12 protein-coding genes are annotated in these 11559 nt (G+C 70.3%); 1 reads left to right on the forward strand and 11 read right to left on the reverse strand.

The genetic code is table 11. From position 1 onward, the window contains the following. Positions 1-49 precede the first annotated feature (49 nt). Genes gmk through pyrR form a run of 8 tightly spaced genes read right to left on the reverse strand, consistent with a single transcriptional unit; the run spans position 50 to position 9568 of the window. On the reverse strand, positions 50-946 hold the full coding sequence (gene gmk / locus ACIGEP_RS05100; RefSeq protein WP_396660523.1) for a guanylate kinase: 897 nt from the start codon (positions 944-946) through the stop codon (positions 50-52). After that, the gene (pyrF, locus tag ACIGEP_RS05105) at positions 939-1802 is read right to left on the reverse strand and encodes an orotidine-5'-phosphate decarboxylase (RefSeq protein WP_396660524.1); all 864 of its coding nucleotides are present in this window, start codon (positions 1800-1802) and stop codon (positions 939-941) included. Before pyrF ends, gmk begins: the two co-directional genes overlap by 8 nt. Then, positions 1799-5086: a carbamoyl-phosphate synthase large subunit gene (gene carB / locus ACIGEP_RS05110; protein WP_396660525.1), complete on the reverse strand. Its 3288-nt coding sequence runs from the start codon at positions 5084-5086 to the stop codon at positions 1799-1801. The genes pyrF and carB overlap by 4 nt, the downstream gene beginning before the upstream one ends. Next, the gene (gene carA, locus ACIGEP_RS05115; RefSeq protein ID WP_396660526.1) at positions 5079-6242 is read right to left on the reverse strand and encodes a glutamine-hydrolyzing carbamoyl-phosphate synthase small subunit; all 1164 of its coding nucleotides are present in this window, start codon (positions 6240-6242) and stop codon (positions 5079-5081) included. The genes carB and carA overlap by 8 nt, the downstream gene beginning before the upstream one ends. Next, positions 6239-6772 (reverse strand): hypothetical protein, encoded by a 534-nt coding sequence (locus ACIGEP_RS05120; protein ID WP_396660527.1) that lies wholly within the window; start codon positions 6770-6772, stop codon positions 6239-6241. Before ACIGEP_RS05120 ends, carA begins: the two co-directional genes overlap by 4 nt. Further along, positions 6769-8073: a dihydroorotase gene (locus ACIGEP_RS05125; RefSeq protein WP_396660528.1), complete on the reverse strand. Its 1305-nt coding sequence runs from the start codon at positions 8071-8073 to the stop codon at positions 6769-6771. The genes ACIGEP_RS05120 and ACIGEP_RS05125 overlap by 4 nt, the downstream gene beginning before the upstream one ends. Beyond that, entirely contained in the window at positions 8070-9041 is a 972-nt protein-coding gene (locus ACIGEP_RS05130) for an aspartate carbamoyltransferase catalytic subunit (RefSeq protein WP_396660529.1), read from the reverse strand. The genes ACIGEP_RS05125 and ACIGEP_RS05130 overlap by 4 nt, the downstream gene beginning before the upstream one ends. Next, positions 9038-9568 (reverse strand): bifunctional pyr operon transcriptional regulator/uracil phosphoribosyltransferase PyrR, encoded by a 531-nt coding sequence (pyrR, locus tag ACIGEP_RS05135; RefSeq protein WP_396660530.1) that lies wholly within the window; start codon positions 9566-9568, stop codon positions 9038-9040. The genes ACIGEP_RS05130 and pyrR overlap by 4 nt, the downstream gene beginning before the upstream one ends. A 115-nt stretch (positions 9569-9683) precedes the next feature. Between pyrR and ACIGEP_RS05140 the strand changes: the two genes are divergently transcribed. Continuing rightward, a complete protein-coding gene (locus tag ACIGEP_RS05140; protein WP_396660531.1) occupies positions 9684-10028 on the forward strand; it encodes a hypothetical protein in 345 nt (114 codons plus the stop codon). A 16-nt stretch (positions 10029-10044) separates the two neighbouring features. On the opposite strand, the gene nusB is transcribed toward ACIGEP_RS05140, so the two are convergent. From nusB to ACIGEP_RS05155, 3 genes are all read right to left on the reverse strand, one after another. After that, positions 10045-10452 (reverse strand): transcription antitermination factor NusB, encoded by a 408-nt coding sequence (gene nusB, locus ACIGEP_RS05145; RefSeq protein ID WP_396660532.1) that lies wholly within the window; start codon positions 10450-10452, stop codon positions 10045-10047. Positions 10453-10459: 7 nt separating this feature from the next. Further along, a complete protein-coding gene (gene efp, locus ACIGEP_RS05150) occupies positions 10460-11020 on the reverse strand; it encodes an elongation factor P (RefSeq protein WP_396660533.1) in 561 nt (186 codons plus the stop codon). Positions 11021-11112: 92 nt separating this feature from the next. Then, positions 11113-11559, reverse strand: coding sequence for a type II 3-dehydroquinate dehydratase (locus ACIGEP_RS05155; RefSeq protein WP_396660534.1), 447 nt, complete (start codon positions 11557-11559; stop codon positions 11113-11115).

Below are 11559 nucleotides of genomic sequence, written 5' to 3' on the forward strand. Positions count from 1 at the left end.
CACGCCTCATCGGCCGTAACGGTCTGAAACGAACGGCGCCCGAGGGTGCTCAGCTGGCGAGGCTCGCGACTTCTGCGGCGGCCCGGGCCACGTCGTCGTTCACGACGCGGTAGTCGAACTCCCCCTGCGAGGCGAGCTCGACGCGGGCGGTCTTCAGCCTGCGCGCGCGTTCCTCCTCGCCCTCGGTGCCCCGCCCCACGAGGCGGCTCACGAGCTCGTCCCAGCTCGGCGGGAGGAGGAAGACGAGCGTCGCATCCGGGGCCGCGGCCCGCACCTGACGCGCGCCCTGGAGGTCGATCTCCAGCAGGACCGTCCGACCCTCCGACAGGGCGGCGTCGATGGGCCGGCGCGGCGTTCCGTACCGATAGGCGTTGTGGACCGTGGCGTGCTCGAGCAGCTCGCCGCCCTCGACCATGCGGTCGAACTCGGCGTCGTCGACGAAGAAGTAGTGCTCGCCCTCGACCTCTCCCGGCCGAGGCGGACGCGTCGTCGCCGAGACCGACAGCAGGATCTCGGGGTGGTGCTCCTTGATATGGGCCGCCACCGTACCCTTGCCGACGGCGGTCGGGCCGGCGAGCACGATCAGGCGGCTGCGCTCCCCGCGGGCCCGGGGCTCGGGCAGGCGCCGGTCGAGGTACTCCTGCAGGACCTGACGCTGACGGATGCCGAGACCGCCGATCTTCTTCACCGGCGCGATCTGCAGGTCGGCCAGGATGCGGTCGCGCTTGCCCTCGCCGATCGCAGGGATCGCCGTCAGGAACTCCGTGACGCGCATCGCGGCAGCCGACGACTGCGGCTCCGCCCACGCGCGGCGCAGCAGATCCTGCGGGCTGATGACGCGGGTCGACACGTCGCGTTTGAGGGCGGCGCGCTCACGGCGGGCGGCCACGGCGCGACGCGACGCGGCGGCGCGGTCGACCTCGGGAGGGGTGCGGGAGTCAGGCATGTCGTGCGTCCTGGAGTTCGGAGTTGTGGGAGTCGATGGCCTCGCCGATCCCGTCGGGACCCACGCCGAGGATGCTGCGGCTCGCGCTCGCGAGCACCTGCGGTGCGAGCGGACCGAACCGCTCGGCGAGGTCGCTCAGGCGGGCGCCCTGCGCACCGAACCCCGGTGCGAGGATCGACGCGCGGACGAGCGAGGCGTCCGACAGGCCGAGATCGGCGCGTTCCACTGTAGCCCCGACGACGAACCCGACCGGTCCCAACCGGTCGTCCGCGACGACCGCGGACGCGTTGGCGGACCCGGCGCGCTGCGCGACCCAGTCGGCGACGGTCTGGCCGCGCTCGGCGTCGACGACGGTGACCTCGGCGGACTGCAGGCCCGCCGCCTCCGGGTTGCTCGTGGCGGCGAGGACGTACACGCCCTTGCCTTCGCGGACGGCCGTCGCGATCGTGCCCCGCAAAGAGTCCGGACCCAGGTACGGGCTCACGGTGACGGCATCCGATTCCAGCGGGGAGCCGGCCCCGAGCCATGCCTCGGCGTACCCGTCCATCGTCGTGCCGATGTCGCCGCGCTTGGCGTCGGCGATCACGACGAGTCCCGCGGCACGTGCGGTGCCGATGACCTCCTCGAGCGCCGCGTACCCGGCCGAACCGTAGCGCTCGAAGAACGCCACTTGCGGTTTCACGACACCCACTCGGGTGCGCGCGGCGTCAACGACGCGCAGACCGAACTCGCGGACCCCCGCAGCGGATGCCGGGAGCCCCCACGCGTGCAGGAGGGACGCGTGGGGGTCGATGCCGACGCACAGCGGACCGCGGGCGTCGACCGCCGCGGCCAGCCGTGAACCGAATGAGGTCACACCGCCGCCTTCCGGTCTGCGGCGTACTCCTGCAGGCTGCGCACCTGGAACCCCTCGCGGAGCACCGGCATGGCCGACACCGCCGCACCGAGGACGGCCATCGTCGTGAACAGCGCCTTGTCGGCCGCCACGGCGGCGGCACGGATCTCGTAGCCGTCGGCGCGGGCGATGCCGCCCGACGGGGTGTTCACGACGATGTCGATCTCGCCCGCGTTGATGAGGTCGACGACGTTGGATTCGCCGGAGTCCTGCGTCTCGGAGTACTTCGACACGACCTCCACCCGGATGCCGTTGCGGGCGAGGATCTCGGCGGTCCCCTCGGTCGCGACGAGGGTGTAGCCGAGCTCCTGCAAGCGGTGGGCGGGGAGGATGACGGCGCGCTTGTCGTCATCGGCCACGGACAGGAACACCGTACCCGAGGTCGGCATCCCGCCGTAGGCCGCAGCCTGGCTCTTCGCGAATGCCGTCGGGAAGTCGCGGTCGATGCCCATGACCTCACCGGTGGAGCGCATCTCGGGTCCGAGGACCGAGTCGACGGTCCGGCCGTCGGCGGTGCGGAACCGCTTGAAGGGCAGCACGGCCTCCTTCACGGCGACGGGGGCGTCAAGCGGCACGCGCGAGCCGTCCTGCTCGGGGAGCAGCCCCTCGGCGATCAGCTCGGCGATCGTCGCGCCGGCCATGATGCGGCTCGCAGCCTTGGCCATCGGAATGCCGAGCGCCTTGGACACGAAGGGCACGGTGCGCGAGGCGCGCGGGTTCGCCTCGATGACGTACAGGACCCCGGCCGAGACCGCGAACTGCACGTTCAGAAGGCCGCGCACGCCGACGCCCTCGGCGATCGCGTGGGTCGCGGTGCGCACCCGGTCGATCTCCCCGCGCCCGAGCGACATCGGCGGCAGGGTGCACGAGGAGTCGCCGGAGTGGATGCCGGCCTCCTCGAGGTGCTCCATGACGCCGCCGATGTAGAGCTGCTCGCCGTCGAAGAGCGCGTCGACGTCGATCTCGACGGCGTCGTCCAGGAACCGGTCAACCAGGAGCGGCGCGTCCTCGCGGATGATCGCCTGGTCGGCGATGCGGACGAAGTAGTCGCGCAGGCTCTCGGTGTCGTAGACGATCTCCATGCCGCGACCGCCGAGCACGAAGCTCGGGCGCACGAGCACGGGGTACCCGATCTCCTCGGCGATCGCGATCGCCCCCGCCTCATCGGTCGCGGTGCCGTGGCGCGGCGCCGTCAGACCCGCGCGGTCCAGCAGCTGCGAGAACTGCTCGCGCTCCTCGGCGATGTCGATGGCGGCGGGCTTCGTGCCGAGGATCGTGTAGCCGGCGGCTTCGATCCCCTTCGCGAGGCCGAGCGGGGTCTGACCGCCGAGCTGGCAGACGACGCCGACGATCTCACCGGACTGCGCCTCGGCGTGGAGCACCTCGAGCACGTCCTCGAGCGTCAGCGGCTCGAAGTAGAGCCGGTCGCTCGTGTCGTAGTCGGTCGAGACCGTCTCGGGGTTGCAGTTGACCATGATGGTCTCGAAACCGGCATCCGACAGGGCGAACGAGGCGTGGACGCACGAGTAGTCGAACTCGACGCCCTGGCCGATGCGGTTCGGGCCCGAGCCGATGATGACGATCTTGCGACCCTCGCTCGGCGTGACCTCGGTCTCGCGGTCGTACGAGGAGTAGTGGTAAGGCGTGAGCGCCGGGAACTCCCCCGCGCACGTGTCGACCGTCTTGTAGACCGGGCGAAGACCGAAGCCGTGACGGATGCCGCGCACCTCCGCCTCGTCGACGCCGCGCAGCTCGGCGATCTGGGCGTCGCTGAAGCCGTGGTCCTTCGCGAGGCGCAGGATGTCCTCGGTCAGGGCGTCGGCCTCGCGGATGTACTCGGCCACCTCGTTGATGAGGATCATCTGGTCGAGGAACCACGGGTCGATGGCCGTCGCCTCGAACGCCTGCTCGAGTGTCGCACCCTTACGGAGCGCCTGCTGCAGGACGACGATGCGGCCGTCGGTCGGCGTCTTCGCGATCTCGAGAAGCTGCTCGACGGAGCGGTCCTCGGGCCCCCAGTGGAAGCTGGAGCCGCGCTTCTCGAGCGAACGAAGCGCCTTCTGCAGCGCCGTCGTGTAGTTGCGCCCGATCGCCATCGCCTCGCCGACCGACTTCATGGTCGTCGTGAGGGTGGTGTCGGCGGCGGGGAACTTCTCGAAGTTGAAGCGCGGGACCTTCACCACGACGTAGTCGAGCGTCGGCTCGAAGCTTGCCGGCGTCGCCTTGGTGATGTCGTTCGGCACCTCGTCGAGGCGGTAGCCGATGGCGAGCTTCGCGGCGAGCTTGGCGATCGGGAAGCCCGTCGCCTTCGAGGCCAGGGCCGACGAGCGCGAGACGCGGGGGTTCATCTCGATGACGATGATGCGCCCCGTCGCCGGGTCGACGGCGAACTGGATGTTGCAGCCGCCGGTGTCGACGCCGACGGCGCGGATGATGTCGATGCCGATGTCGCGGAGCTTCTGGTACTCGCGGTCGGTCAGGGTCAGCGCCGGCGCGACGGTGATCGAGTCGCCCGTGTGCACGCCGACGGGATCGACGTTCTCGATCGAGCAGACGACGACCGTGTTGTCGGCCGTGTCGCGCATGAGCTCGAGCTCGTACTCCTTCCAGCCGAGGATCGACTCCTCGAGGAGCACCTCGGTCGTCGGCGAGTCGCGCAGGCCCGCGCCGCCGATACGGCGGAGGTCCTCCTCGTTGTAGGCGAAGCCGGACCCGAGGCCGCCCATCGTGAACGAGGGGCGGACCACGAGCGGGTAGCCGAGCTCGGCGGCGCCGGCCAGCAGGTCGTCCATCGTGTGGGCGATGACGCTACGGGCGACATCGGCGCCGGATTCGAGGACGAGCTCCTTGAAGACCTGGCGGTCCTCGCCCTTGCGGATGGCGTCGACCTTGGCGCCGATGAGCTCGACGCCGTACTTCTCGAGGATCCCGCGGTCGTGGAGGGCCATCGCCGCGTTGAGCGCGGTCTGGCCGCCGAGGGTCGGGAGGATCGCGTCGGGCTTCTCCTTCGCGATGATCGTCTCGATGACCTCGGGGGTGATCGGCTCGACGTAGGTGGCGTCGGCGAAGTCGGGGTCGGTCATGATCGTCGCGGGGTTGGAGTTCACGAGGATGACGCGCACGCCTTCCTCGCGCAGCACGCGGCACGCCTGGGTGCCGGAGTAGTCGAACTCGCAGGCCTGACCGATGACGATCGGGCCGGATCCGATGACGAGGACGCTCTGGATGTCGTCGCGCTTAGGCATTCTTGGTCGTCTCCTGAGTGGCGATCACGAGGTCGCGGAAGCGGTCGAAGAGGTAGTTGGCGTCGTGCGGGCCGGCGGCGGCCTCGGGGTGGTACTGCACGCTGAACGCCGGGATGTCGAGGGCGCGCAGGCCCTCCACCACGTTGTCGTTGAGGCCGACGTGGCTGACCTCGACGCGGCCGTAGCCGTTCGGGCTGTCGATGACGCCCTCGATCGGCGCGTCCACGGCGAACCCGTGGTTGTGCGCGGTGATCTCGACGCGCCCGGTCGTCTTGTCGAGGACGGGCTGGTTGATGCCGCGGTGGCCGAACGGCAGCTTGTAGGTACCGAAGCCGAGCGCGCGCCCGAACAGCTGGTTGCCGAAGCAGATGCCGAAGAAGGGCAGGCCGGCATCCAGCACCTCGCGCAGCAGCGCGACGTGACGGTCGGATGCCGCCGGGTCGCCGGGGCCGTTCGAGTAGAACACCGCGACCGGGTCGATCGCCTGGACGTCGGCGAACGTGATCGACTGCGGCAGGACGTGGACCTCGAACCCGCGCGCCGCGAGGTTGTTCACGGTCGCCTGCTTCACCCCGAGGTCGAGGATCGCGAGGTTGCCGATCCTCTCGCCGACGGCGGGGGTCACCTCGGCGGCCGAGACCGAGACGTCAGCCGACAGGTTCTGCCCGCTCATCTCGGGCGCCTCGCGCACGATGCGCAGCTGCTCGTCGTCGGCGAGGGATGCGGCATCCCCCGAGAACACACCGCCGCGCATGGAGCCGGCCGAGCGGAGCACGCGGGTCACCGCACGCGTGTCGATGCCGCTGATGCCGACGATGCCGTCACGGACGAGGGCGTCCTCGAGCGAGTGGTCGGCGCGCCAGTTCGAGACGATCCGCGAAGGGTCGCGCATGACGTAGCCCGACACCCAGATGCGGCGGGACTCGGGGTCGTCGACGTTCATACCGGTGTTGCCGATGTGGGGTGCGGTCTGCAGGACGATCTGGCCCGCGTACGACGGGTCGGTGATCGTCTCCTGATAGCCGGTCATCGCGGTGGCGAAGACGACCTCGCCCAGGGTGGTGCCGCGTGCGCCGTAGGCGTGGCCGGGGTGTCGGGAGCCGTCTTCGAGGACGAGGACGGCGGGTTCGGGAGCCTGGAATCTCTGAATGCTCATGCGTCGCTTCCGGGAGTCTGCTGGGGGGAGGTGGGAGTGGGGGTGGCGGGGACGACCTGGGCGATCGCGTCGGCGAGCGAGCGGGCCGAGGTGTCCTGCGGGCGGAGGTAGCTGTCGACGAGGGTGCCTTCGGGCGTCGTCCACGCGACGCGGACGAGCCCGTCGCGCTCGACGACCCGGTCGATCGCCACCGTGGCCTGTCCCGCGGCGACCAGTCGGTCCGCGGCGAGGAACACCCGGGGTTGGCCGGTGAGGTCGAGGGCGACCCCGCGGTCGGTGACGGTGACGTCGACGCGCGACCGGAAGGCCAGCCCGCCGATGGCGAGCCGCTCGAGCGGTTCGTCGTGGCGCGTCGTCGCGACGTACAGTCCCTCGGACCGCAGTCGTGTCGTCGCGCCGACGGGTGCCTCGCCGACGGGAGCGGTCAGACCCGCATCCCGCCGGGATCGTCGTCGCCAGGCGATGAGGCCCGCGATGATCAGGAGCGCCGCGACCGCCGCCATGATGAGGCCGGCGCCCTCGCGGCTCACGAGGCGACCTCGTCGACGACGACGCCGTCCGCCACGGTCTGGCGGCCGCGGAAGAACGTCGCGCGCACCTCGCCGGGCAGGTCCCTGCCGAGGTAGGGCGAGTTCACGCTGCGGCCGCGGAGGTCGCCGGTCGTGAACGCCCGCACGGGGGCGGGGTCGTAGAGGGTGAGGGATGCCGGGGCTCCGACGGCCAGCGGCGTCCCCGCATCAGCCAGTCGGCCGATCCGCGCCGGAGCGGTCGACATCACACGCGCGACGTCGGCCCACTCGAGCAGGCCCGTCTCGATCATCGCGGTGTGCACGACGCGCAGGGCGGATTCCAGTCCCACCATGCCGTTGGCGGCGGCCTGCCACTCGCACGTCTTCGCCTCGGCGGGGTGCGGCGCGTGGTCGGTCGCGACGATGTCGATCGTGCCGTCGGCAAGACCCTCGCGGACGGCGAGGACGTCCTCGTCGCGGCGCAGTGGCGGGTTCACCTTGAACCGCGGGTCGTAGCCGCGGACGAGGTCCTCGGTGAGGAGCAGATGGTGCGGCGTGACCTCGGCGGTGACGTGGACGCCGCGCTTCTTCGCCCATCGGATGAGGTCGACGGAACCGGCGGTGGAGAGGTGGCACACGTGCAGGCGGGACCCGACGTGCTCGGCGAGCAGCACGTCGCGGGCGATGATCGACTCCTCGGCGACGGCCGGCCACCCGGTGAGCCCGAGCTCGGCCGACACGGTGCCCTCGTTCATCTGGGCGCCCTCGGTGAGCCGAGGGTCCTGCGCGTGCTGCGCGACCACGCCGTCGAAGGACTTCACGTACTCGAGCGCGCGCCGCATGATCAGCGGGTCGAACACGCAGAAGCCGTCGTCGCTGAAGACGCGGACCCGGGCACGCGAGGATGCCATCGCGCCGAGTTCGGCGAGCCGCTCGCCCTTCTGCCCGACCGTGACGGCGCCGATCGGCTGCACGTGGACATACCCGGCCGCTTCGCCGAGGGCGAGTTCCTGCTCGACGACACCGGCCGTGTCCGCCACCGGCGACGTGTTCGGCATCGCGAAGACGGTCGTGTAACCGCCCGCGGCGGCCGCGCGCGAGCCGGTGAGTATCGTCTCGGACGCCTCGTAGCCGGGTTCGCGGAGGTGGGTGTGCAGGTCGACGAGCCCCGGCAGCGCGATGAGGCCGTCGGCATCCACCGTCCGTGCCCCGGCGTCGCTCAGTCCGGAACCCAGCTCGGTGATGACGCCGTCCCGGATCAGCAAGTCGGCGGCGATACCGCCGTCGATCCGCGCTCCGCGGATGAGGATGGTCTCGCTCATCGGGCCTCCTCCTGTGCGTGGTTCGTGGGCCGCTCCCCTGCCAGGAGCAGGTAGAGCGCCGCCATGCGCACCGACACCCCGTTCGCGACCTGTTCGAGAACGGTCGATCGTGGCGAATCGGCGGCGTCGGCGGAGATCTCCAGACCCCGGTTCATGGGACCGGGGTGCATCACAATGCTATCGGTCGGAAGCGCGGCCATCCGCGCCGCGTCCAGTCCCCACCGACGGGAATACTCCCGCTCAGTGGGGAAATAGGCGGCATTCATGCGCTCGAGCTGGATGCGCAGCATCATGACCGCGTCGGGGGCGTCGGCGATCGCTTGATCGAGGTCGTACACGACCGCGACCGGCCAGGCCGACACGTCCTGGGGAACGAGGGTCGGCGGGGCGACGAGGGTCACGCGGGCGCCGAGACTCGTGAGCAGCCAGACGTTGGAGCGCGCGACCCGGGAATGCAGGATGTCGCCGACGATCGCGACGTGCAGGCCCGACAGATCGCGTCCGCGGCTGTCATCTCCGTAGAAGCGCTTGCGGATCGTGAACGCGTCCAGCAGCGCCTGCGTCGGGTGCTCATGCGTCCCGTCTCCGGCGTTGAGCACTCCGGCCGAGATCCAGCCGCTCGTGGCGAGCGTGTGCGGCGCGCCCGAGGCACCGTGGCGGATCACGACGGCATCCGCCCCCATGGCCTGCAGGGTCTGCGCGGTGTCCTGGAGCGATTCGCCCTTCGAGACCGACGATCCCTTCGCCGAGAAATTGATGACGTCGGCGGACAGCCGCTTCGCGGCCGCCTCGAACGAGATCCGGGTGCGCGTCGAGTCCTCGAAGAAGAGGTTCACGACCGTCTTGCCCCGGAGCGTGGGGAGCTTCTTGATCTCGCGGGACTGTGTGTCGCGCATGTCCTCGGCGACGTCGAGGATGCGGAGCGCGTCCTCGCGGGAGAGGGTGCGGGTGTCGAGCAGGTGCCTCATGAGGCGATCGTCACCTCCTCGGCGCCGTCGACGTCCGCGAGGCGGACGTTGACACGCTCGTCGCGCGAGCTCGGCAAGTTCTTGCCGACGAAGTCCGGACGGATCGGCAGCTCGCGGTGGCCGCGGTCGACGAGGATCGCGAGCCGGACGACCGCGGGGCGGCCGATGTCCTGGAGCGCGTCGAGCGCGGCGCGGATCGAGCGCCCGGAGAACAGCACGTCGTCGACGAGGACGACGGTCTTCGCGTCGACGCCGCCGGCGGGGATCTCGGTCGGGCGCGGCGTCCGCGTCGGATTGCGATGCAGATCGTCGCGGTACATCGTGACGTCGAGTGCGCCGACCGGAACGGTCGCGCCGGTGTACGACGCGATGAGCGCGGCGATGCGTTCGGCCAGGGTGACGCCGCGGGTGGGGATCCCGAGGAGAACGAGCCCGTCGGGGCCCTTGTTCGACTCGAGGATCTCATGAGAGATGCGCGTGAGTGCGCGGGCGATGTCGCTGTCGTGCAAGACGATGCGCGAAGTCATCCGCCGCTCCCTTCTCCGCCTCACAGGACGGTGTTAAAGGTTGCTTGTGTGCCTCCAGTCTAGCGGGGCGCGCGAGGCCCCCGGGGCACATGTCAGGATGAGCCGAGGGGGCGAGATGACACGTGTGCGCGAGGCGATCCTGGTGACCGGGACGGTGCTCGTCGTCCTCTATGCGCAGCTCATGTACCTCGTCACGCAGGAAGGGGTCGCTCTGGCATACCTCGCCCTGCTGGCCTGCGGTCTTCCCGTCTACTTCGCGCTGGCCTTCGGGGTCGGCATGTCTCTGGGCGACCTCGGCGATGTGCTCCCGGTCACCGGCGCCGACTCGGCGGCCTGGCTCGTGCTCGCGAACACGAGCTTCGCCGCCTTCTTCCTCGTCGTTGGCGTCAGCGCCGGACTCGTCGTGCGGCGCGCTGGGCGCGGCACGAGAGCCCTCGCAGCGCCGCGCCCCGCGCGCTGAGGTCGCTGCGGAGGCGTCAGCTCCGCGCGATGCGGCCGAGCACGCCGTGGACGAACGACCCCGAGTCGTCGGTCGAGAACTCCTTGGCGAGTTCCACGGCCTCGTCGATCGCGACCGCGGTGGGCACGTCGTCGTTGTGCAGGATCTCCCACACACCGATGCGGAGGATCGCGCGGTCGACCGCCGGCATCCGCTCGAGCTTCCAGTCGCGGGCGTGCGTGACGATCTGCTCGTCGATCTCGCTCTGGGTGTCGATGACGCCGTCGACGATCTCGCGGGCGTACAGCCACGACGCCTCGCGCGCGGGTTCGCTCGCCGCGCGCTTCGCCTCGGCGGCGAGGGTCACGGCGAGGTCATCCCCGCGGATGTCGGACTGGTACAGGATGTCGAGGGCGCGCTTGCGCGCCTTGCTCCGTGCGCTCATCGGTCGGTCAGTTCACGCGGCCGAGGTAGTCCCCGGTGCGCGTGTCGACCTTGACCTTCGTGCCCTGCTCGACGAACAGCGGCACCTGGATCTCGTAGCCGGTCTCGAGCGTGGCGGGCTTGGTGCCGGCCGACGAGCGATCGCCCTGCAGGCCCGGCTCGGTGTAGGTGATCTCGAGGACGACGGATGCCGGCATCTCGACGTAGAGCGGGTTGCCGTTGTTCAGCGCGATCTGGACCTGCTGGTTCTCGAGCAGGTAGTTGGCCGCGTCGCCCACGACGGTGGCCGAGACGTTCAGCTGGTCGTAGTCGGCGACGTCCATGAAGACGTAGCTGTCGCCGTCGTTGTACAGGTAGGTGAAGTCGCGACGGTCGACGTTCTCGATCTCGATCTTCGCGCCCGCGTTGTACGTGCGGTCGACGACCTTGCCCGAGACGACGTTCTTCAGCTTCGTGCGGACGAAGGCCCCGCCCTTGCCGGGCTTCACGTGCTGGAACTCGACGACGTTCCAGAGCTGTCCGTCGATGGACAGGACGACGCCGTTCTTGATGTCTGCAGTGGATGCCATGAGAGTGCGGTTTTCCGTTCGATGAGTTCGGGGGCCAGAGCGGCCGACGATCGATTCTACGGGATGCCGCGGCATCCGCCCCCGGGGAACGGTCAGTCGTCGAGCGTCGCGAGCAGGGCGCGGGTCGCCTCCCCGTAGCCTGCGACGCCACGGCCGATGACGTGGACCACGGCCACATCGGCGACGTAGGAGTGGTGCCGGAAGGGTTCCCGCGCCATGACGTCGGAGATGTGCACCTCAGCGACCGGCAGGGCCACACCCGCGAGAGCGTCCCGCAGCACGACGGAGGTGTGCGTCAATCCGCCGGGGTTGATGATGATGCCCGCACAGTCGGTGCGCGCGGCGTGGATCGCGTCGATGAGCACGCCTTCGTGGTTGCTCTGGACGGCGCGCAGCTCGTAGCCGGCGTCGGCCGCGGTCCGCTGCACCAGGCTCTCGACGTCGGCGAGGGTCTCGGTCCCGTAGACCTCGGGTTCGCGCACGCCGAGCAGGTTCAGGTTGGGTCCGTTGACGAGCAGCAGGCGACGGGGGGACGGCAC

Source organism: Microbacterium sp. NPDC077663 (assembly GCF_044542795.1).
In the GTDB taxonomy this organism is placed as follows: Bacteria; Actinomycetota; Actinomycetes; order Actinomycetales; family Microbacteriaceae; genus Microbacterium.